The organism is Stieleria neptunia (assembly GCF_007754155.1).
Classification (GTDB): Bacteria; Planctomycetota; Planctomycetia; order Pirellulales; family Pirellulaceae; genus Stieleria; species Stieleria neptunia.
Window position 1 is genome coordinate 451,987 of sequence record NZ_CP037423.1, and the last position, 22,626, is coordinate 474,612.

Annotated in this window: 16 protein-coding genes; 8 read left to right on the plus strand and 8 right to left on the minus strand. The window is 60.2% G+C overall.

Annotated features, from left to right (window positions below; translation table 11 throughout):
• Window positions 1-86 precede the first annotated feature (86 nt).
• Together Enr13x_RS01600 and Enr13x_RS01605 are read left to right on the plus strand one after the other, a co-directional pair.
• Window positions 87-3,026, plus strand: coding sequence for a PSD1 and planctomycete cytochrome C domain-containing protein (locus Enr13x_RS01600; protein WP_231744042.1), 2,940 nt, complete (start codon window positions 87-89; stop codon window positions 3,024-3,026).
• Window positions 3,023-4,498 (plus strand): DUF1501 domain-containing protein, encoded by a 1,476-nt coding sequence (locus Enr13x_RS01605; RefSeq protein WP_145384402.1) that lies wholly within the window; start codon window positions 3,023-3,025, stop codon window positions 4,496-4,498. Before Enr13x_RS01600 ends, Enr13x_RS01605 begins: the two co-directional genes overlap by 4 nt.
• Window positions 4,499-4,627: 129 nt before the next feature.
• Here Enr13x_RS01605 and Enr13x_RS01610 read toward each other — a convergent pair whose 3' ends face one another.
• The 3 genes from Enr13x_RS01610 to Enr13x_RS01615 form a co-directional block, all read right to left on the minus strand.
• The gene (locus Enr13x_RS01610; protein ID WP_145384403.1) at window positions 4,628-5,458 is read right to left on the minus strand and encodes a TrkA C-terminal domain-containing protein; all 831 of its coding nucleotides are present in this window, start codon (window positions 5,456-5,458) and stop codon (window positions 4,628-4,630) included.
• Between the two features lie 201 nt (window positions 5,459-5,659).
• On the minus strand, window positions 5,660-5,785 hold the full coding sequence (locus Enr13x_RS39315) for a hypothetical protein (RefSeq protein WP_261344166.1): 126 nt from the start codon (window positions 5,783-5,785) through the stop codon (window positions 5,660-5,662).
• A 225-nt stretch (window positions 5,786-6,010) separates the two neighbouring features.
• Window positions 6,011-7,231: a diadenylate cyclase gene (locus Enr13x_RS01615; RefSeq protein ID WP_145384404.1), complete on the minus strand. Its 1,221-nt coding sequence runs from the start codon at window positions 7,229-7,231 to the stop codon at window positions 6,011-6,013.
• Window positions 7,232-7,442: 211 nt separating this feature from the next.
• On the opposite strand from Enr13x_RS01615, the gene Enr13x_RS01620 reads away from it, so the two are divergent.
• Window positions 7,443-8,510: a DHH family phosphoesterase gene (locus Enr13x_RS01620; RefSeq protein WP_145384405.1), complete on the plus strand. Its 1,068-nt coding sequence runs from the start codon at window positions 7,443-7,445 to the stop codon at window positions 8,508-8,510.
• Between the two features lie 312 nt (window positions 8,511-8,822).
• Here Enr13x_RS01620 and Enr13x_RS01625 read toward each other — a convergent pair whose 3' ends face one another.
• Both Enr13x_RS01625 and Enr13x_RS01630 read right to left on the minus strand, forming a co-directional pair.
• Window positions 8,823-10,262 carry a sigma-54-dependent transcriptional regulator gene (locus tag Enr13x_RS01625; protein ID WP_145384406.1) on the minus strand — a complete coding sequence of 480 codons (1,440 nt, stop codon included), beginning with the start codon at window positions 10,260-10,262 and terminating at the stop codon, window positions 8,823-8,825.
• A gap of 214 nt (window positions 10,263-10,476) precedes the next feature.
• Window positions 10,477-12,606, minus strand: coding sequence for a PAS domain-containing sensor histidine kinase (locus Enr13x_RS01630; RefSeq protein WP_145384407.1), 2,130 nt, complete (start codon window positions 12,604-12,606; stop codon window positions 10,477-10,479).
• A gap of 195 nt (window positions 12,607-12,801) precedes the next feature.
• On the opposite strand from Enr13x_RS01630, the gene Enr13x_RS01635 reads away from it, so the two are divergent.
• Window positions 12,802-13,194 carry a hypothetical protein gene (locus Enr13x_RS01635; RefSeq protein ID WP_145384408.1) on the plus strand — a complete coding sequence of 131 codons (393 nt, stop codon included), beginning with the start codon at window positions 12,802-12,804 and terminating at the stop codon, window positions 13,192-13,194.
• Window positions 13,195-13,242: 48 nt separating this feature from the next.
• Entirely contained in the window at window positions 13,243-13,680 is a 438-nt protein-coding gene (locus Enr13x_RS01640) for a hypothetical protein (RefSeq protein WP_145384409.1), read from the plus strand.
• A 280-nt stretch (window positions 13,681-13,960) separates the two neighbouring features.
• Here the strand turns inward: Enr13x_RS01640 and Enr13x_RS01645 are convergent, their stop codons facing one another.
• Together Enr13x_RS01645 and Enr13x_RS01650 are read right to left on the minus strand one after the other, a co-directional pair.
• Entirely contained in the window at window positions 13,961-15,568 is a 1,608-nt protein-coding gene (locus tag Enr13x_RS01645; protein ID WP_145384410.1) for a bifunctional GNAT family N-acetyltransferase/carbon-nitrogen hydrolase family protein, read from the minus strand.
• 205 nt (window positions 15,569-15,773) lie between these two features.
• The gene (locus tag Enr13x_RS01650; RefSeq protein WP_145384411.1) at window positions 15,774-16,088 is read right to left on the minus strand and encodes a helix-turn-helix domain-containing protein; all 315 of its coding nucleotides are present in this window, start codon (window positions 16,086-16,088) and stop codon (window positions 15,774-15,776) included.
• Between the two features lie 487 nt (window positions 16,089-16,575).
• Between Enr13x_RS01650 and Enr13x_RS01655 the strand changes: the two genes are divergently transcribed.
• The 3 genes from Enr13x_RS01655 to Enr13x_RS01665 all read left to right on the plus strand — a co-directional run bounded on the left by Enr13x_RS01655 (window position 16,576) and on the right by Enr13x_RS01665 (window position 21,105).
• Entirely contained in the window at window positions 16,576-17,463 is an 888-nt protein-coding gene (locus tag Enr13x_RS01655; RefSeq protein WP_145384412.1) for a carbohydrate kinase family protein, read from the plus strand.
• A gap of 38 nt (window positions 17,464-17,501) precedes the next feature.
• Window positions 17,502-19,559, plus strand: a complete 2,058-nt coding sequence (locus Enr13x_RS01660; RefSeq protein WP_145384413.1) for a glycoside hydrolase family 32 protein — start codon at window positions 17,502-17,504, stop codon at window positions 19,557-19,559.
• 490 nt (window positions 19,560-20,049) lie between these two features.
• Window positions 20,050-21,105, plus strand: a complete 1,056-nt coding sequence (locus Enr13x_RS01665; protein ID WP_231744043.1) for an NHL repeat-containing protein — start codon at window positions 20,050-20,052, stop codon at window positions 21,103-21,105.
• 12 nt (window positions 21,106-21,117) lie between these two features.
• Here the strand turns inward: Enr13x_RS01665 and Enr13x_RS01670 are convergent, their stop codons facing one another.
• Entirely contained in the window at window positions 21,118-22,353 is a 1,236-nt protein-coding gene (locus Enr13x_RS01670; RefSeq protein ID WP_231744044.1) for a hypothetical protein, read from the minus strand.
• Between the last annotated feature and the right edge of the window lie 273 nt (window positions 22,354-22,626).

Consider the following 22,626-nt stretch of genomic DNA (forward strand, 5'->3'; position numbering starts at 1 on the left):
GCTCGACCCTCCCCTCGCTGCGCTCGACCCTCCCTGCCAGGGAGGGTGACTTGCCAGGTGGGATGCGGCCCACTGCAAAGCCGCAGATGTCGGATCGAGTTGCAAAGCCGCTTGGGAAAGCCGGTCGGTCCCGTTGGCGGTTCGGAATCCTGTTGCTGATCATCGCCAGTTGCGTTGGCGACGTGGCTCGGGCCGAGGAGCCGATCGATTTCAACAAGCAAATTCGCCCGATCCTGACGCAGCATTGCACCTCCTGTCACGGCGGGGTCAAGCAAGCCGGCGATCTGTCGTTTGTGTACGCCGACAAAGTCTTGCCGCCCGACGGATGGGTGATCGAGCCCGGTGATCCCGACGCGTCGATCCTGATCGAGCGGGTCAAATCCGACGATCCCGATGATCGGATGCCGCCCCCGCATGAGCATCCCGATCCGTTGTCACCGGATGAAATCGAGTTGCTGGAACGTTGGATCGGCGAAGGCGCCAAATGGGGTGGGCTGTGGTCGTTGGAGCCGCTCCAGCCGGCCACGTTCTCGGCCGGAGAAAATCACTCGAACTGGCCCCGGCAACCGCTGGATGGACGGGTGCTCGAGCGACTGACGAGCCGAGGGCTTTCTCCATCACCCGAAGCCGCTCCGGAGGAATGGCTGCGACGTGTGTCGTTTGACCTGATCGGTTTGCCGCCGTCGATGGAACGCATCCGAACGTTCACGACCGCGCTCGGCCGAGCCGTCGACGCTGCGTCGCGAGAGCGTGTTTATTTGCGCGAGGTCGATCGGCTGCTCGGTAGCGAACGGTTCGGAGAACGATGGGCATCGGTCTGGATGGACCTGGCCCGCTACGCCGACTCGAAAGGTTTTGAAAAAGACCCGCATCGCGACATGTGGCCGTATCGCGATTGGCTGATTCGGGCGTTCAACGACGACCTGCCCTATGACCAATTCACGATCCGCCAGTTGGCCGGTGACCTGTTGGAGAATCCCACGTCGGATGACTTGATTGCGACCGCGTTTCACCGCAACACGCAAACCAATACCGAAGGCGGGACCGACGACGAAGAGTTTCGCGTGGCGGCATTGATCGATCGGATCAACACGACGTGGACCGTCTGGCAGGCGACGACGTTCGGATGCGTGCAATGCCATTCACACCCCTACGACGCGTTCAAGCACGACGAGTATTACGCCTGCATGGCGATCATGAACGACACGTTGGATGCCGATTTGGCGTCGGATTACCCGACTCTGAAAATTCCCGACGATCCGGCACGCATCTCGGCGGCGGTGGAAGTCCAACGGACCTACCAAAAGCGGCGTGCCGAGCGCAATCAACTCGGCAGCGCGCTCGCCGGGAATGTTTCCTGGAGCCCACTGGTGCCGTCGAGCGTTTCGAGTACCGAAGGCAAACTGCGGATCGATGGCGATCAGGTCCGCACCGCCGGCGGCACGTTCCCTCCGGGGGTGCGGTACACGGTCCAAGCAAACGCGTCGCCGCTGACTGCCTTGCGGATTGAGATTCTGCCCGCCTCGGACAACCCCTCCGAGTGGCCTGAACAAGGATCCGTGTTGAGTCAATTGAAATTGTCCGTGGTGAAAGCGGACGGTGCCGTGATGCCGGTGCCGATCGCCGATGTGTTCGCCGACGCACTGACCGGTCCGGATGATCCGCGGTCGAGTCTGGACAAGGACGCGGCCGGTGTCGGTGGTTATCCGAAACTGCATCGTCCCCGTTGGGCCGTCTTTGTGCTGCGTGATCGTCTGCTGCTGGATGAGGTTGGCCCCGGTGCCGTGCTGCAGTTGGAGATGCTGCAATCCAACAGCGTTACCGGTAATCTGGCGACGCCGATTCGTCATTTTCGCTGGGACGTTTGCGACGAACCGGCTTGGATCGAATTGATCGCATCGCAGGCACTTGCCGACGCGAATCAAGCTTTGGCGCAAGCGAAGCAAGCGGCCGCCAAAGTGCGTGGCGCGGCCCTGCCCGTGATGCAGCAACGCCAAGCCGCGGTCGGCCGCGCGACACGTCAGTTCATTCGCGGCAATTGGCTCGATCGTGGTGAAGAAATCCCGCCGGGAATCCCCGCCGTCTTCGACACCGAACATACGGTTCGCAACCGCTTGGATTTCGCCCGCTGGATCGTTTCGGACGACAACCCGTTGGCGGCCCGCGTTTGGGCCAATCGCATTTGGGCGCAGCTGTTTGGAATCGGATTGGTCGAGACCTTGGAAGATTTCGGATCGAGCGGAACACAGCCCTTTGATCGCGAACTGTTGGACCATTTGGCGTTGCGGTTACGCGACGAGCATCGGTGGCAGTTGAAGCCGTTGTTGCGAGAACTCGTGCTGTCGTCGGTGTATCGCCAGACCAGCACGGCGCCGGAGTCGTTACGCCAGCAAGATCCTCGCAATCGACTGTTGGCGCGCGGCCCGCGAACACGGTTGACGGCGGAGATGATTCGCGACCAGGCGTTGGCGGTGGCGGGGCTACTGGAAAATCGGCTCGGCGGACCGTCGGTCATGCCGCCGCAACCCGACGGTGTTTGGCAAACCGTTTACAGCGGCGCGCAGTGGAAGACACCTGAAGGGGCCGGCAAGTACCGACGGGCGCTTTACACCTATTGGCGACGCACCAGTCCCTACCCCAGTTTTTTAATGTTCGATTCGCCGACCCGAGATCTTTGCTCGGCTCGGCGGATCGCGACCAACACACCGCTGCAGGCGCTGGTCACGTTGAACGACCCCGTCTATGTCGAATGTGGACGGGCACTGGCAAGTCGCGCGACCGCTGCGTCCGCGGCCAGTGACACCGCGGCCAGTGACACCGCGGACATCGGGCAAGCGATCGAGTGGATGTACCGAGCGGTGACACAGCGGACGCCCGGTCAACTCGAGATCGATGAATTAATACAACTGTATCACGATTTGCGGGATGACCGATCGGGTGATGCCGCCCGTGATGGGATCGCCCCAGACGCCCTGGCGATCGTCGCCAACACCATTTTGAATTTGGATCGAGCGGTAACGAAATGAAAACTCTTCACGACCAGGTTCAAGAAGAATTTGCAAGGCTGCAGACGCGGAAACATTTCTTGCGAAACTGCTCGATGGGACTCGCCGGGGTCTGGTTGGGCGGACAGTCGATGGCCGCCGACCGCGTTGGCACGCAACCGGACGCCTCCGACGCCGGGCAATCGATTCCGCACTTTCCGCCGCGGGCCAAACGCGTCATTTTTCTGCACATGGCCGGTTCACCCAGCCAACTGGAACTGTTCGATTACAAGCCGGCGCTGCAGAAGCTTGACGGCCAGGATTGTCCCGCCAGTTTCTTAGCAGGCAAACGTTTCGCCTTCATTCAAGGCGTTCCGAAAATGTTGGGGCCGCAGTATCCCTTTCAACAATGTGGCCAAAGCGGCGCCTGGGTTTCCGATCGGATGCCCGAATTCCAATCGGTCGTCGACCGGGTTTGTTTCGTCAAGTCGATGCACACCACCCAGTTCAACCACGGGCCGGCCCAATTGCTGCTGCACACGGGAAACCAGAATCTGGGCAGTGCGTCGTTCGGTGCCTGGACCATGTATGGACTGGGCAGCGAAAGCGAAAACCTGCCAGGCTTCATCGTATTGGTCTCTGGCGGCAAAACGCCGTCGGCCGGGAAAAGCGTTTGGGGATCCGGTTTTTTGCCCTCGGTCTACCAGGGAGTGCAGTGCCGATCCAAGGGCGATCCGGTGCTGTATCTGTCCAACCCGGACGGCGTTTCGCTGCAACAGCGACGCCGGGCCTTGGACGCGATTGGACGGATCAATCAGCAAACGTTCAATGAGACCGGTGATCCGGAAGTGCTGACGCGAATCTCTCAATACGAGATGGCGTTTCGAATGCAAACCCATGCGACCGAAGCGTTCGATCTGCGGCAGGAAGACAAGGCGACGCACGCCCTGTACGGCACCGAGCCGGGCAAAGAATCGTTTGCCAACAATTGTTTGCTCGCCCGGCGTTTGGCCGAGCGTGGTGTGCGGTTCATCCAGCTGTTTCACTGGGGGTGGGATTCACACGGCGCGGCCGAAAGCGAAGCCCTCAACGGCGGTTTCAAAACCCGCTGCGAAGAAGTCGATCGCCCGATCGCGGCTCTGTTGAATGATCTCGCTCGGCGAGGGTTGCTCGAAGACACGCTGGTGGTTTGGGGCGGCGAGTTCGGTCGCACACCGATGCGGGAAAATCGTGGCGGACGCGAGATGCGATTCGTCGGTCGCGACCACAACCCCGGTGCGTTCACGATGTGGATGGCCGGCGGCGGAATCAAACCCGGGATCTCCTACGGCGAAACGGACGAGATCGGTTATGAAGCGATCGAAAATAAGGTCTCACCACATGACCTGCATGCGACCCTGCAGCACTTGCTGGGGATCGACCACAAGCGATTGACCTACATGCATCAAGGGCTGCCGCAACGATTGTCCAACGTCACGCAGCCTTCGCGGGTCGTGGAAGAGATCATGGCGTGACGCAATGGTATGGCGTTGTACGACGTCCTTTCTAGGTCGTCGGGGCGAGCCCTGCGGACGACGGCCCGGAAGGGCCATCGTACTGGAAAAACCGGTCGTCCTAGGCGGCTAAAGCCTGCACACCGACGCTTACGCATCGAGCTTCTCGGCCTTTTCCGAAATCTCCGACTCGAGCGCCTGTTTGGCTTCCAGCGCGTGTAGCAATTCCCGCTGTTCGGCTTCGAATTCTTCTTGCTGTTCGACCGACATGGCGTGTTCCTGGTCACCCCTGAATCCGGCCCGGCGTTTATCCAGTCGTTCGACGTCGTCCAGATCACCGTACAGGATCAGCACGTCACCGGGATGGACCACGTCGTCGCCCCGCGGCGTGCCTTGAAAAATGCCGCCTTCACGCCGGATGCTCAGCACCAAAATCCCTTCGTCGCTCAGCCGCAGCGAGGCGAGTGATTTACCGGCCATCCAATCACGTGGCTCGACCAGCATTTCGGTCACGGCGTAGCCGCGTGAGAGTTCCAGCAGGCTGACGTAATCACGAACGTCCAGATCCGTAAACGTTTTGAGCAGCCAGGCGATGACGCGGTTCATGTGTCGTTCGACCCAACGACTGGAAAAGAAGACCCACAGAAAAGTGATGCCGCCGATCAGGATCGTGAACAGCAGGACCTGGGTTTGCCAGGTGGAGTTCGACGTGCTCATCACCGACACCATCACGGTCGCAGCGACGGTGGCAATCCCCACGTTTCCCAACAGCATCAACAGCATGACGATCTGCCGCCGCACGGGATGGGAGACCACCATTTCCGATTCTTGGGTGGTGAAACCGGATCCGGTGAAAGCCGATCGGGCCTGAAATTTCGCGGCTTCGCGTGACAGTCCCGTGAACATCAGCGCCATCGCGGCCACCCGCGTGACGATCATCGACAGCGTGAGTGTCACCAATAGTGAAATTACACCGACCACAAGCAATCTCCGGGTGATCCAATGCCATCGACATGAACGTCAAGCAGGGTGTTTTTTTAGCGGACCGATCGAAGATTAGACGACATCCAAAAACGACGCGACCCGCAAAGCCAAAATAATACTTTGCGGGTCGCTATGAAAAAGCGTGGTAGGGCGATGATCAAACTTGCCTTGGCACGCGTCAGAATTGGGGCGATCGACTTATCGTTTTTTACCGCGTGGTGAAGCCGCCGACTTTCCCTTGTGGTTCGTGACGGGGGTGACGACGGGCGCTACTTTTTTGTTGAAGCCCTTGGGTTTCTTTTGGTTCTTGCCACGGTTGGCCATTGCAGTTTCCTCGCAGGAGCAAACGATTCGGTGGGCGACCCACGCCGGGTCGATCGCAGCGGTTAAATGCATTTCTCGTGCCAATGTCACCGACAGGGAGCCGGGGTGCGGTTTGTCGGCAACAAGACGCAGTGGGAGCGTCGGGCGCCGGCGAGGGTCTGGAAAAGAAGCTGCATCGTGATGGAAAAATGTTTTCCAACCGCGATGTCACCTGTCAGCCGGACTTTAGTTGGGAGCGGTGCTCGGATCGGTCGTCGGCGGATCCGGCCGTTTCAGATTCATCTTCAACAGCACGACGCGGGGGTCGATGCGATAGGGAAACAGGTTGGCGGGCAAGCGGATGTTTTGCTCGCTGAGCAGGATTTCGTGGTACCCGGCCGCTGAGTCGCCGAGGTCCAACGAGACTTTGAGGCTGGCCGGGTCGAGGAATCGAAAATCGCGTTCGGAACCCGACAGCGTCACGCGGCATTCCATCGGCGCCGAGGTGTCAATCTCCAGTTGCTTGGCCACGTTCCGGTACTCCATCGGCACGATGAAGGTGCGTTGGACGGTGTGCGGGTCGTAGGCGAGCACGAACCAGGCTGCGACGGCCACGATCAGCGACAGGATTTTCAAACCCGCGTGGTCGACCAGGATTTGTTTCCAGATCGGTGGCCGGGAATCGCCGAGAACGGATGCGAAACTTTGTTCCAGGCAGTGTTGCAGGTCGGCGGGGGTGGCCATTTCGGTCAGCGTCCCCGCCTGGGCGACACTGACGCTGCCCCGTTCCTCGGACACCACGATGGTCACCGCATCGGAGCGTTCGGAAAGCCCCAGTGCGGCGCTGTGGCGGGTGCCGCGGCCTTCGATCTTGTTGGTGTTCGGGGAGATCGGCAGTTGGGCGGCGTACTGTTCGATGTGGTCACGGTCGATCACGATCGCACCGTCGTGTCCCGGCGAACTGGAATCAAAGATGCTGTAGACCAGTGGCACGCTGAACCTGCCGTCCAGCGGGAAGCCGCCATTGAGAAGACGTTCGAGCGACTCCTTTCGCTTCAGCACGATCAGGGCGCCCGTTTTCGAGGACGCCATGCGAAACACCACGTCCACCAGCGCGTCGATCTCCACCAGGCTCTGGCCGCCGTGCTCGAAATGAACGGACCGGAACGAAGCCACCCGTTCCAGCAGCCGACGCAGGTCTTCCTGGAAAACCACGACCAAGATGAACAACAGAACGGCAAAGGTGGTGTGAAAGGCCAGCGACGTCAGGTACATGTCCAGGCTGCGGGCCAAAAAATACACCCAGGCGAGCGCCGCCACGCCGACCAGGACGCCCCGTGATGCCGTCTGCTGGAACCAGAGTAGCGAAGCGTACAGGAACGCCGAAACCAGCAGAATGTCGATCGCGTCGACAAGGCGGAATGTCTGCCGCAACTCGTCAGAGATCAAGAAAATCGATTCAATCATGGTCAACCAGAGGGGCTGTCATCCATTGTCGCCCGTTTCCGGGGGGGCCGCGTTGCCTAACCGGCCCCGTTGGGCGGATCTGGAGCGCGAACTTCGCCGAATCAGGATTCCCAACCTTTATAGCGGTGTTGGCCGCGGATACGATAGCAAACAGGGGCGGTGTTTCCCCGGTTTGAATCAAGGGTAGGCGTGTGATGAAAGCGACGGCGTTATGAAGGCAACGCAATTGAATGCGAAATCCGTCTCCACCCGGCTGTTGGAGCGTCTCGACGATTGTGCCGAGGTCGTCGTCGTGATGCACGATAATCCCGATCCGGATGCGATCGCGTCGGGCTGGGGGCTGAAAGTCCTGATCGATGAAACGGTCGGGCTGCCGACACGGGTGATCGGCGGCGGCGCGATCGTGCGGGCCGAAAACCGACACATGGTGGATTTGTTGGAACCGCCGATCGAATTGGTGGACGACTTTGAATTCGATGACCGCACCGCGGCGATTCTGGTCGATTGTGGGGCCGAAGCTTCCAACCACGTTTTGACCCGTCAGGGGGTCAAGCCCTTCGCGATCATCGATCATCACATCGCCGATCAACGCAGGGTCCAGACGCCGTTTAGCGACATCCGTGTGGAGGTCGCCGCGTCGGCGTCGATCATTGCCAGCTACCTGCGTGAGCAAAAGATCTGCCCGGGGGCGAAGTTGGCGACCGCTATGCTGTATGCGATCAGCACCGAGACCTGCGCCTACGAGTCCCATTATTCGTCGCTGGATCGATTGATCTTGCCCTGGTTGATGGAATACGGCGAACCCGAGTTGTTGGCCGAAATCCACAACGCACCGCTGCAGCGATCGTATTACGGAGATCTGCTTCTGGCACTGCAAAACACCTTTCTCTATGAGGATGTGGCGATGTGCTTCTTGCCCCGCGCCGATGGCGTCGAGATTGTGGGCGAGATCGCCGATCTGCTGATCCGGGGGGATTCGGTCAGCCGGGTGATGTGCGGCGCCGTGATCGCGGGGGACCTGCTGGTCTCGGCGCGGACACAATATGTTGAAGACAACGCGGCGGAGATGATTCGAGAAACCATGAAAGGTCTGGGAGGTTCGGGGGGACACGCGCATCGGGCCGGCGGGAAAATCCCCAACGTCGGCGACAGCGCCGCCGCGATCGACAAGGTCTCCAACCTGCTGCGCGATCGTTGGTTGGACGTCTGTGGCGTCGAACGCAAACGGGGCACGCGCTTGATCGCCAAACGCGAAATTGTGCAGCACTTGGATCTTTAACAAGATCCGCTACCGGAACACCGCAAACTGGTATGGAGCTACTGGATGACCAGGAGGTTCGGCCTTGATGGTCACAGGTAGGTCCCCATCCCAGGGGCGTGCCAAGCTTGTCTTGGCACGCCTACTCTTCTGTTGCCGACGCACGTGGGTGCCCAATGCCATCTACTTTGACGCCAAGCGGGCTGTCGATATTGTGAGCCGCGACGCTGCCCGAGGCCTTACGGCCAGCGGCTCACCATTGACTCAGCAGATCCCGACTCAATCGACAGCCCGCTCGCGCCGTTCCGCTACGATTTCAGCGGTGCGACCCGATCAGCGGACGTCGATCCGCAGATGATTGATTCGGCTCCGCAGCGTCGGACGGCTGATGCCCAGACGATTGCTGGCTTCGCTGATGTTGTTGCCGCTCGACTTCATGACTTCGGCGATCAGAATGCGATCGACGTCGTCGTGAATGTCACTGCCGATGGTGAACGATCCCTCGGCAAGTCGTCTGTGAATCTCTTTGACGAGCCCGCCTTGCCATTCTTGGGAAGATGTCTCGCCAGCAGTCGAGCCGGGCGACGCGGCGCCGAATCCGCTCGGCAAGAACGAGGGCAGGATCACCGGGCCGCTGGCCTTGAGCAGGGTCTGCTTGATGATGCCTTGCAGCTCACGGACGTTTCCGGGCCAATCGTGGCCCAATAGCCGTTGCATCGTTTCTGGCGCGATCGAAACGAAGTCTTTTTTGAGCTGGCGGGCGAACAGCTGGAAAAAATGTTCCGTCATCTTGCGAAGGTCTTGGCCGCGCTCGCGAAGCGGGGGCAACGAGATCGTGAATTCGTTCAAGCGATAAAACAGGTCGCTGCGGAACGATCCATCGGCCATCGCGGCGTCCAGGTCGCGGTTGGTCGCCGCGATGATTCGCACGTCCGTTTTGATGGTTTTGCTGCCCCCGACGCGTTCAAACTCCTTTTCCTGCAGGACACGCAGCAACTTGGTTTGCATCACGGGAGTCATGTCCCCGATTTCGTCCAGAAACAACGTCCCGCCGTTGCAGATTTCAAATTTTCCGATCCGCCGCTGCTCCGCTCCGGTGAACGAGCCCTTCTCGTGACCGAACAATTCACTCTCCAACAACGCCTCGGGGATCGCCGCACAGTTGATCGCGTGGAACACATGGTCGTGCCGCGAGCTGTGTTGGTAGAGCGCCCGGGCCACCACTTCTTTTCCGGTGCCGGTTTCGCCCAGGATCAAGACGGCGGTATCGCGCGAGGCGACCCGGCCGATGGAGCGGAACACTTCGACCATCGCGGGGCACTCGCCCATCATTTGGTCACTGGGTTTTTCCGGCGACAAGCGTTCTTTTTCCGACGGCAGGATCGCGGGCTTGCGCGCCATGCGGCTGGTTTCCAACGCGGCATCGATGACCGGCAGGATCTCATCGGGCTCGAACGGTTTGGTCACGTAATCAAACGCACCGCCGCTCATCGCCGCGATCGCCGTTTCCGAGGTGCCGTGGCCGGTCATCAGGATCACCGGAACGCGTCCATCGAGCTCGCGGATCTCGTGAATCAGCGCCAAGCCGGACTGGTCGGGAAGCTGGATGTCCAACAGCACCGCATCGGGCTGTCCGCTGCGAAACGCCGAGATCGCCTGCCCGGCCGATTCTGCCGTCACCACGTGATAATCCGGTTCGGGCAGACACAAACGCATGCACTGAAGGATCAACGGATCGTCGTCAATGACCAGCAGGGTTTGAGAATTCGTCATGACCGAGTCGGCGTTGCGGAGGGGATGGGGTGGGATCCAGTATGGCAGGTGTCTGGCGCGATCCAAGCCCCGCCGTTCGGCAAGCCCGCTGCCCGGCAAACGCGCCGCCCAGGCTCGAGGCGAACGGCGGCAGGCCGCGGAAAAGGGGTCAGGTACCAAAAATGCGAAGCACCCTTCGGGCCATTTGGTTTTTGGTACCTGACCCCTTTTCCGCTCAAGCGTCTGGAGCGTCGGCGGGGGCGGTTTCTGTCGTTGCTTGGGAAAGCTGGACCGGCAGGATCACCGAGACCGTTGTCCCCTTGCCGACGGTCGACTGCAGTCCGATCGCGCCATTGTGGCCTTTGACGATCCCGATCGACGTGCTCAGTCCCAGGCCGGTGCCCTGGCCGCGCGGCTTGGTGGAGAAAAACGGGTCGAAAATTCGATCTCGGATGCCGATGGGAATGCCGGTGCCGGTGTCTGAGACGCTGATGACGACATAGTCCCCCGGCTGCAGCGTCGTGTAGGAATAGGAGCGTTCGGTGACCAGCGTCATCAGCGACGCTTCGATTCCCAACACGCCCGTCTCGGACATCGCGTCGCGGGCGTTGATGGCCAGGTTCATGACGACCTGACTGATTTCGGTTTCGTCACCGCTGATGTCGGGCAAGGCGGGTTCGATCGTCAATTGCAAACGAATGCCGCTGGGCAGGGTGCGTTCGATGATCGCCACGATCTCGGGCAAAAACGCCTGCAAGCGGATCGGCTGGTGGACGCCGTCACCGCCGCGGGCGAAGGTCAGCAGTTGCGAAATCAGGTCCGCACCGCGCGAGGCTCCGATCACGATGGTCTCCACCAACCCGCTGCGATCGACGTTGGGATTGTCCCGCTGCAGCATTTTCCCGCTCATCAGAATCGGCGTCAGCAGGTTGTTCAGATCGTGCGCGATTCCCCCGGCCAAGGCGCCGAGCGATTCGAGTCGCTGGCGACGCCGTTCGACCTGTTGCAGCTTGGTACGGGCGACCAGATCGAGGTCGAAGATGACATCCCCGATCGATTCGCCTTCGTCATACAATCGGGTGCGACGGCGCTCGATCCGCAGCCGTGTTCCATCTTTGGCGGTCGCGCGCAGTTCACCCGACCAGCGGGAAGCGTTTTCGTAGTCGCTGCCGTGAACATTTTCGAAGTGGTCGTTGGGCGGAACGATTTGCAACAGATCGGTCGCCGAGTGCCCGATCGATTCGGCCGCCTCGTAGCCAAAGAGTTGTTGGGCGCCTCGGTTCCAGTAAATGATCCGTCCGGCGGTGTCGAGGACATGGATCGGATCGGGGATTTCGGCCAACAGGGCTTCCTGTTGCTTGAGACGCAGACGCGAGGCCTGTTGATCGGAGACGTCGCGGACGGAAATCGCCAGACGCTCGATTCCGAAATCGGTGCGGGGTTTGACCGAGATCTCCGCCAACCGTGTTTCACCATCGGCCCGTTTGACGTTGACCCGTCGCAGCGATTGGCGGCGTTGGCCTTCGTGATCGAGTTGGTTGGCGAGCCATTCATCGATCACGGTCGTTTCGAAAAAACGCGTCACGATTTGTCCCGGCAAGTCGTCGGCGGAAACGCCCAGCATTTCCGCCATCGCGACGTTGGCCACTTCGATCCGCCCCAATTCGTCGGTCACGATGATTCCGTCCCCGCTGCTCTGGAACAACAATTCGAATCGTTGATCGGCTTGGACGGTCTTGCTGTCGGCGACCAAGCGACGACGGTGTTCCGAGCGACGCGCGGTGTACAACAAAGCCAGCGCGGCCAGCATGATCCCATGACCGGCGACCAAGCTGGAAAGGGCGCCCCTGCGTTTCGATTCCAGCGAGTTTCGGAGTTCCTGCAACTGGCCGCGGAGCAGTTCTTCGAGCGACTCCACCCGCGACCGCAGCGATTTCGATTCCTGGCGCAGTTGCATCAGTTGCTCGTCACCGACGGCCCCTTGGGCGACGTTCGCCGATCGCAGCAGTTCCAGGAAGTCGCCGACACCGTCGTGAATCCGCCCCAGTACAGACGGGGCATCGGGCTGGTCGGCGGTCTGCAATTCACCGAGCAACTGGTCGCACCGTGCGATCGCTTCGGCCAGTTCCATCCGGTCTTGATCGTCACCACCCATTTTGAGAACGCGAACACGCGAGGTGGCCGCGGCCAGGTTGGCGCGGAGCGAACCGAGTTGTTGCAGCCGGACTTGAGCGATCGAGATCTGTTGGTTGGCCGGCGGAAGATCACTCAGCGCCCGGTAGGCGATCACGAACGAGCCGACGGTCAAGACGACCGCGGCGCTGCAGACCATCGGGAAAGCGTTTCGGCGGATCAGGGCTTTCACGAATCGGCATTGAAAACAAGGAGAGTGGACGCCCCGTCGGGCAGCGCTGTGGCAAAAGATTTGGCATCCCAAGGGAACATCATTTGCGACAGGGGTTGCACGCCGCGAGCCGCAAACGACGGGACGTGCGACGGTCTAACTTAGCCGAACAGGACATCTCCCATCATCCGCTCCTTCCCTTTTTCGCGAACAACCATGATGTCAACTCGACTCGGTGCATTGGTACGACTTGCTCAACAAAGCTGGGTGGGGTGTTGCTGGGACACCGATTTCGGTTCGCGTGGATTGAATTTGCGCGGGTTGCAGTCGCGGCAGGCGTTGGTGGCGGCCAGGGCGACGCGGGGCGAGGAATCGCAGTGTTGGCGGCAGGCCGCTGAGTGGCTGGCCCTGGTCGAAAACGATGCCAAGACGGCGGCCGAGTACGCCGGTTCGGCCTTGCTGTCCTTCGAATCGGGGGAACCTGCCGTCGCGATCCGGTTGCTCGATCAAGCGAGTGCGCTCGCGGCAAAGTATCCTGTATCAGTCGGTTACGTTGCCTGCCGTTCACTTTGTGAAGAGCTGTCCTGCGGTGATCCCGCGACCGCGTGAACGAAATCCTGGCAAAATCATTTCCACACGGAAAGGCATTTCTCAGCCATGGTTCCACCATCCGTCCAGCTAGCCAAATCCATTCACGACACCCTTTCCAACGCCATCGCGGTTGCCGAACAAGCGACGGTCGGCGTCCATAATCAAGAGGGAAACAGCCACTACCTGTCGATGCTGCTGGAAGACCGACTCGGTCGACTGCACCAGCAATTGTTGGCCCTGTTTCGCCAGCAGGACCGATCACCCGACCGGACGCACGCGACAAACATGGATCCGCTGGCGAAACGCCGGCGCCGGCTGATCGGTAGGGTGGACGACGCGATCGATTTGGCTGCCGACACCGATTCCAGCGGCGCCGTACGACGATCGATTCTGGAGGACCTGGAGGGCATCGAGCGCGACTTCGCGGCGTACGAAACCGAATTCGCACGCGTCTCTGGCGACGGCGTGGATGCGACCGCCGCCGCGGATCGAAACGGGAACTGACGCCACCGAGAGCAGACGCTGTCCTCTTTGGCACTGAAAGTGTTAGCGGAACGGCGCGAGCGGGCCGTCGATTTAGTGAGCCGCGACGCGTAAGCGGCCGGGCACTGCGACGAAAGCCCGAGGCCTTACGGCCAGCGGCTCACCATTAACTCCGCAGAACCCGACTAAAACGACAGCCCGCGAGCCGTCCGGTTGCGCTTCAAAACCACCGTCAAGGACCGGAGGGCTCGCGCCCTGCCGCTAACCCATGCTTGACCGCGTCGCCGCTGCGGCCGGCGATTCACTTGTACCGGACGTCGTACAGATCGGTGCGGCGGTCTTTCCAGTTGGTGACACTGCCGCGTTCGCGGTGGCGTCGGAGCAGTTCCAAGTCCACGTCGTGGATGATGACGGTTTCGATGTTCGGGCTCGCTTCGGCCCCGATCCCGTCGCGGGCAAAGGTGACGTCGCAAGGCGTCAAGATCGCGGTTTGGGCGTAGTGCACATCGGCGTTTTCGACGAAGGGCAAGTTCCCGGTGCATCCGGCGATCGCGACATAAACGTCGTTTTCGATGCAGCGGGCTTGGGCGCAGGCCCGGACGCGCAGATAGCCGTGTCGGCTTTCGGTGTTGTAGGGAACAAAGATGATGTCCGCCCCTAAGCCCGCTGCGATGCGGCCGAGTTCCGGGAATTCGCAATCGTAGCAGACCTGGATCGAGACCTTGCCGCAATCGGTGTCAAACACTTCGATCGACGGCCCGCCTTCCACGCCCCACCAACTCCGCTCACTGGGCGTGATGTGCAATTTGTATTGCTTGTCAATGCGACCGTCGCGGTGGAACAGAAACGCCACGTTGTACAGCCGGTCGTCTTCGACGATGAAATGCGATCCGGCGATGATGTTCGTGTCGAATTTCATCGCCAGGTCTGCGAACACCTCCAGCAATCTCGGCGTGTATTCGGCCAGCTTTCGGGCCGCCTCGCCGGGACGCAGCGAAGGGATGATCGAGAGCAATTGAGTGGTGATCAGCTCGGGGAACAGCAGGAAGTCGCAACGGTAGTCGCCGGCGACGTCGACGAAGTACGTGATCTGACGGGCGAATTCGTCAAAATCAGCCACCGATCGCATCTGGTATTGAACCGCACCGATACGAACCGGGCGGACGGTGCGTCGGTGCCGCCGTTTGCTGACCGGTGAATACTCCAGGTTGCGCCAAATCAAGAACGTCGCGTAACCACAACTCTCGGTGTCCGACGGCAGATAGTCCTTCAACAAGCCTTCCAGCGCGAACCCGTTGGCCACCTGGGCCGATAAGACCGGGTCAAAAATCGACTTGTTGATGACGCGATCGACATACTCGGACGCCTTCATCTGGTCGGCATACTTGTGATACCCCGGGATCCGTCCGCCGACAATCATTTGTTCGACATTTCGGCCCCGGCAAAGCTCCTTGCGGGCGTCGTAGAGCCGCTTGGACAGTCGCATCCCGCGAAAATCGGGGTCGACCATGATTTCGATCCCGTACAGCGTGTCACCCTTGGGGCGATGGTTGCGAATGTACCCGGCGTCGGCCGTTTTTTTCCAGTCGCACCATTCCAGGTCGTCGTCGTAATCCAGCATCAGACTGCTGCTGCTGGCCACCACGCGGCCGTCGCATTCGACCACCAATTGGCCCTCGGGAAAGTACTCGAGTTGACTTTCGATCTGGTCGCGTCCCCACGGTTCCATGCCCGGAAAACAACGCAATTGCATCGCCACCAACGCCTCGTAGTCTTCGATCCGCAGTTGGCGCACGGCCAGCTTGCGTTCAAATTCTGAAACATCAAAATCCGGTTCCGCACCCACGTGCGAGCCGCTCAGCACGGCGTGATCGGGGTGGCGATTGAAAGGAGTCGTCGGTTGATTCATTCGATTTCGTTTGCGTGATGATGGTCCAGACGCTGCAGCGGTTGAACGACAATTCATTCTCAGTCTCGCTGCTTGGGGTCAGTTTGACAGCCGTACAAACTGGAAAATTTTTTGCCAATCGGGTGCACGGTTGATTCCTTTGATGCCGAACGCGTGTCGCTGGCAAAGTCTTTCGCAAGGCTTGGCAAGAAGTTTTCCAACGCGATCACGATGTCGGCAGTTCGATCTTCAGTTGGCGCAGCCGGCTTCTCAGGGTCGGCCGGCTGATTCCCAGACGATGACTTGCCTGGCTGATGTTCCCACCGGTCGCCTCCAGCGTGGTTCGCAACAGGATTTCATCGACCCGATCGTAGATTTCTTCGCGAATTGACGAGGCTTTTTGGGTCAACAGCGCGAGAACCTCCTGCTGCAACCCCTGTTGCCAGGCGGCCCGTTCGAGGGGAAGGTGCTCGGCCGGGGCATCCGGCAAATCAAAGCCGTCGTGCGGGGTGGTCGGTGGAATCGGTTCGTTGTGGTACATGTCCACCCTGCAACACAATTCCCGTGCCGTTTTCGCTGCCCGGTGGCGTTGCCCGGTGGCGTTGCCCGGTGGCGTTGCCCGGTGGCGTTGCCCCAATGCCACGTCCTTTGGCCTAGAGGTGTTTGCGGAACGGCGCGAGCGGGCTGTCGATTTTGGTCGGGATCTGCTGAGTCAATGGTGAGCCGCTGGCCGTAAGGCCTCGGGCGGGCGCCGGAACGCCCGGCCGCTTACGCGCCCGCAGCTCACAATAACGACAGCCCGCTCGCGCCCTACCGCTAACAAAAACACCCCGCTTGGCGTCAAAGTAGGCGGCATTGGGCGTTGCCCGGTTGCCGCTTCACAGATCAAGGGGGTCCGCGGGCGGTAAACCTGGCTTCCTTCTGCGGTATGATGGTGCTGCACTGGATCGGGTGAAGTTCTTTGTGCCGGAGACGAACGGCGTTTCTCTGGAGGACAGGCAGACCCGAACGGGAATCGCAGAGGAGTGATGGTTGTGCATCAGGTTGTTGGGATTGGTGAAATTCTTTGGGACGTTTTTCCTGATGGACCGCGTTTCGGAGGCGCCCCGGCCAATTTTTCGTGCAGCACGTCGGAGCTGTCACGCGGCGCCGCTGGGGTGTCGATGGTCAGTGCCGTCGGGGAGGACGATCTGGGACGCAAGGCGATCGAATCGCTGAAACAGCGCGGTGTCGACACCTCCGCGGTACAGGTCAACCCACACGCGACCGGAAAAGTCGACGTCCAACTCGATGACGACGGCAAGGCAAGCTATCACTTCGCCGACGATTCAGCCTGGGATCACCTGGTTTGGAATGACGCGTTGGCCAAGGTCGCGGCGGGATGCGACGCGGTCTGCTTCGGCACCCTCGGGCAACGCAGTGAAACGTCACGCCGGACCATTCATCAGTTCGTCCAGGCGACACCGGAATCGGCGCTGCGGATTCTGGATGTGAATCTGCGTGAGCCCTTCTTTGGCGATTCCGTCATCCAACAATCGCTCGCTCTGGCCAATGTGCTGAAGCTCAACGACGATGAACTGCCGCGACTCGCCCGCATCAACGGTTTGTCCGGCGACGACGTGGACGTGATGCGGCAATTGGCGGCCCGGCATCAGCTTCGTTACGTCGCATTGACGCGCGGGGCGGGTGGCGCCGCCATCGTTTCCGAGGATCGGGTCAGCGATCTTCCGGGGATTCCCACCGAGGTGGCGGACACCGTCGGCGCGGGCGATGCGTTCACCGCCGCGATCACCCTGGGGCTGCTCGCCGGGCACGACATCGACACCGTCAACCGAAATGCGATCGCCGTGGCGTCTTACGTGTGTTCACAGCCGGGCGCGACGATGACGTTTCCGGACCACTTGATGAAACCGTGAATCTAGAAGTTGCAACGCAGCGCCAGGAAATTTTTCCAATGAGCGTTCTGAGAATCCTGTCCATTGTGATCGTCGCGTCCGTCTGTTCAGCGCAAGCGGTGATCGGTGACGATCTGTTGATCGATGATTTCGAATCCGATTCTTACGGCGAATGGTCGATCACCGGGGACGCGTTCGGTGCGCAGCCGGCACGCGGCACCCTTGCCAATCAAATGCCGGTGTCGGGATTCCGCGGTCAGCGTCTGATCAACACCTTTGTGGGGGGAGACGCGACGACCGGGACCGCCACCAGTCCCCGATTCACGATTGGTCGCCGCCATCTGGCGTTTTTGATTGGTGGCGGTGCACAGCAAGACGGCGTCGGGATCGAATTGCTGGTCGACGGAAAATCGGTTCGTGTTGCGACCGGCGCCGAGTCGGAAGAATTGGAGTGGTCGTCTTGGGATGTGGGCGAATTCGCAGGACGCCAGGCTCGACTGCGAATCTATGACCACGCGACCGGCGGATGGGGCCATCTGCTGGTCGATCATCTGGTCCAGACCGATGACCCGCCGAAACGATTTGATCTGGAATACCAGCTCGCGAAGTATCGGCGATCGGCCGACTACCTGCGTGAACCGTTGCGGCCGCAATACCACTTCAGTCCTGAAATCAATTGGATGAACGATCCCAACGGGCTGGTGTTTCATGATGGCGAGTATCACCTGTTTTACCAATACAACCCAGCGGGCAATGCGTGGGGCCACATGAGTTGGGGCCACGCCGTCAGTCGCGATCTGACCCACTGGGAACACCTGCCGCTGGCGATCCCCGAAGCGGACGGCATCATGGCATTTAGCGGTTGTTGTGTCGTCGATCATCACAACCGCTCGGGATTCGGCCGCGGGGACCAGCCGGCGATGGTGGCGATCTATACCGGTCATGGCCACGGGAAACAGGTTCAAAATCTGGCCTACAGCAACGACAACGGCAGGACCTGGACGCGGTACGCGGGGAATCCTGTGCTGGACATCGATAACCCTGACTTTCGTGACCCCAAAGTGTTTTGGCACCAGCCGACCGATCGCTGGGTCATGGTCGTTTCGCTCGCCAAAGAGAAAGTCGTGGTCTTCTATGCGTCGCAAGATTTGAAGCACTGGAAGGAGCTGAGTCGGTTCGGCCCCGCCGGGGTGACACAAAAGTCGAACTGGGAATGCCCGGACCTGTTCGAATTGCCGGTTGAAGGCGGCGATGGAAAGTCGTTGTGGGTGCTGGAGGTCGACATGGGCAGCGGCAGCGTGGCCGGCGGCAGTGGCGGCGAGTACTTCGTCGGCCATTTCGACGGCACCCGGTTTACGGCGACGCAGGAAGCCAAGTGGGTCGATTTCGGGCGCGACTTTTACGCGCCGGTGAGTTGGTCCGACCTGCCGCCATCGGATGGACGTCGAATCTGGATCGGTTGGTTCAACAATTGGGAAACCTGCCTCGTCCCGACGTCGCCCTGGCGCAGCTGCATGTCGGTGCCGCGCACGTTGAGTTTGCGGAAGATGTCCGGTCGCGATGACGTGGGACGCGATGACTCGGGTGAGTACGTGCTGGTGCAACGGCCGGTGAAAGAACTGCAGCGGCTGCGCGTCCACAGTCGATCGATCCAAACGCACGCGGCGACCTGGCCGCCGATCGCCGTGACCAAGCCGGGGGAATTGATGGACATGGTGTTTGAACTCGAGACGACGCTCAAGCCCGGCACCGCCCGATCGGTCGGGCTTCGCATTCGCACGGGCGACGACGAGTTCACCGAAATCGGCTACGATCGCGAGCCCGGTGCGGTCTACGTGGATCGTCGCAAATCCGGCAACGTCGCGTTTCACCAAGCGTTCGCGGGACGTCACGAGGCACCGGCGCGCGTCCTCGACGGCGAAGTCTCGCTGCGGCTGTTGGTCGACCGCTCGTCGATCGAAGTGTTCATCAACGACGGTGAAGCGGTGATCAGCGATCGCATTTTCCCGACCGGACGCCGACCCACGATCGAGGTGTTCGCCGGCGACGATTCGGCCGAGATCACCGCGATGACGCTGCATGTCCTGAACAGCATTTGGCACGCAAGCGAGAACTGATCGCTGCAGTCGGTCAAGCCCCGATTGAAATTTTCGCCGCCCTCGTGCGATGCCTCCATTCAAACAGAGTGCATCGTGATCCGCCACGTCCGGGAACGTTGAACCGAAGGCTGAAAGGCAAGGTTCGTTATGGCGCCCGTCAGACGTCCTGATGTCAGTTCAGTCTTCTTTGCTGCGCGGCTTCATGCAGTGCCTTTGTCATCCGTGCCCACTGTATTTACAGTTCGGAGACAAGTGAGTTTGTTTCTCGTCGGTTCGTTTCTGTCGCAAACGCTGAACTCACGACACCCTGCCTTTCCATCCCTCAAGAATATTCATGAGTTTTTCTAAACGCGTTATCGCATCCTTTTCGGTTCCATGCACTCCGATCGCCCGCGCGGCGCTCACCGGGCTCCTCGCAGGTTGCTTTGCCGGGACGGTTCACGCTCACGAAGGGCATGATCACTCGGCATCGCAACTGACCGCGAAAGTGGAACGGTCCGAGGCCACGATGTCGAGCACGTTTCAAATCGGTGAGACGACTTACCGCTGGGAACATCGCGACGATCTCGGCAAGCAATCCGACGAGATGATTGCCGCGGCAAAGGGTGGGTTGCACAACAACGCCGATCAAGACCTCAAGACGAACGAGATTGTCACGGTTGTCAGTCATTTCGGACTCGTCGCACTCGATGCCGAAATGAAAGAGTGGACGCTGGTGGAAGACCAAGACCCCAAGTTTGCTTCCGGGATGAACGCGCACGGGGCCGATTGTTTCCTGTTCAATGATGAATCACTGTGGGCGTTCTCTTCCACGAACACCGGCGAAGTTGTGATTTCAAAACGCGGCGCAGTGGTTGCCGTTTTGACGTCGCCAAAGGGTGGTGAATTTGATGACGAACGTATCAACCAGTATTACGCCAACGGTGGCAAATTCGCTCCGTGTGATGTCGTCTTCGCACCCGAAGCAGAATCGTTGATTGTGGTGACAGGATACGCCCCTGGGGATTACGCGTTGACGGCCAAGCATGTCGACGGCACATGGAAGTGGACCGGCGCGGCGTGGGGTGGCAAGACAAACAAAGGGGGCCCCTTTGCGACGGCCCACGGTGTCGAAGTCAGTCAGATCGATGGTGACGAAGTTGTCGAAGTCGCATCACGCGCTCACGGTCGGATTTACGGATTCAGCGCCGATGGCGAGATGATCCAGGTGCCGGGTGCCTCCGAAGAGAAGTTCATTCAGTTGCCGCCTGGTTCAAATCCGTGCAACCTTGCCCTTCTCGGTGACCAGATGTACTTGCCGTTGCTGAATCCATTGGCGGACAGCAAAGGCGTTGCGCCTGTCTTGATCGTGTCGGACGGGCTACCGGTCGGGCGCTTGGTTCCCGCCGAATACGACGGTTTGCAATACATGCATCACATGCACGGATTTTGCGCCGTCCGCCGCGATGGGAAACTGTTCGGCGTCGCCCTTTCGTGGCCCAATGGGGGCGAGAACAAAAAGGGCAAACGAAACGACGGGCAGATCGCAATCTTCGAAGCGGTCGCTGTTCAATCAGGCCCGTAACCCGGATTGAATTCAGCGATCGCGGACATCGTCGACCCGGTCACCGTCTTCGTCCTTGACGCCCGAGAGTGGGTGGCCGATGACGGCTTGCCAGGCGATCTTGCGAAACGTTTGATCCAGACGGGGACCGGGGAATGAATCGTTCCCGCCGAATGGGATGGCGTCGTCGATCAATTCCGGCGACTTGCCATACAGCGTGGCGTAGAACACATAGCCTTCCAGTCGATCGAAGCCGGGGCCGATGTGCCCCAACTGGTCACGCCACAACGATCGCTCCTTGCCGCCGATCACACGGTGGATCCCCTCGACGCCCGGCAACTCGCCCCGCAAGTACGACTTGGCCGCCAAGACCATCGCGTCGGACGTCGGCATGATGAAAATTTTGTCGGGGTACTGTTTGCGAAGCACTTCGACTTGCTTTGAGTACTCGGCGCGCCGTTCGGCGCCGAGTCGATCAAAGACTTCTTCGGTAAAGAAAGATTCCGATTTCGGGTTCGTGCCGAGTTGATACAGCTGTGGCCAAGCGTCGGACAGATAGAATTTCATGTCGGGGTTGTATTTCAAACAGAAATCAATCCAACAGGAATAGTAAACGGGGCGGTCGTTGAAGTAGGGCCCCCACATCATCGCGTCCCATTTGGCATTGGCGATCGATGCCAACAGTTTTGGTTCGGGGCGGCCTTCGAAATCGAAGATCCCGTTTTCCTGTTCCCACTTGTAGCGTGTGCTGCCGGTCATCCCGCCGCCGGTGTGCGTGTAAAGCGGTTGCGTCATGCCTGCCGCTTTGCAGATGATCGGAAACGTCCGATAGCCCGGCGCCATGAAACTGTGTCCGGTGCCCACGATTCGCAGCGCGCCGTCACGGGGTTTTTCAAAAGAAACCACGGCCGGTCGCTTTCCCCCGACGGACTGTTCGAAGATGGCTTTGATCTGCTGCGGGGGCAGGTAACAGACGGCGTGTTCGGGAAAGCGTTCCCGATCCCAGCCGGGATCGACATTGAACTCGCGCGGCGCGCCCCGGTTTGCGCCGCCGGCGTTGCCTTGCCGGTTCGCCCGCGACTGCAACGTCTGGCGGTACCGATTCGCTTCTTCGATCGTCAGCGTGCCGTCGCGGTTGGCGTCCGCATCGGGGAAACGTTTCAGCCAGTTTTCCAGCTGTTTCGCCGAGGGGACTGATTGTGCCTGGCAAGGCAACCCCAGAGTGAAACCGAAGCTGGCGGCAACGAGGATCAGAGTTGGAATTCTCATCTGGCGTTCACGCGAAGACATGTGGAGTGGGTGGTCGGTAAACCATCACTATAATTGATCGGCCGCACCAGATTTCGGTGCAAGGCGATTGTTGGAACACAGCGACGGATCAAAACCCACCGATGGCAGTGCGTCAGCACGGATTCCAGGCTGTTTTCCATCCGTGGGTACGCCTTGCCTATCCGCGGGCCGATTCGAACCCGGGTTCTCGTGGAGAAGGGCATACTGCGCATCCCAGATGCCACCGACGGCGTGACCGATGGATCGGCTGTC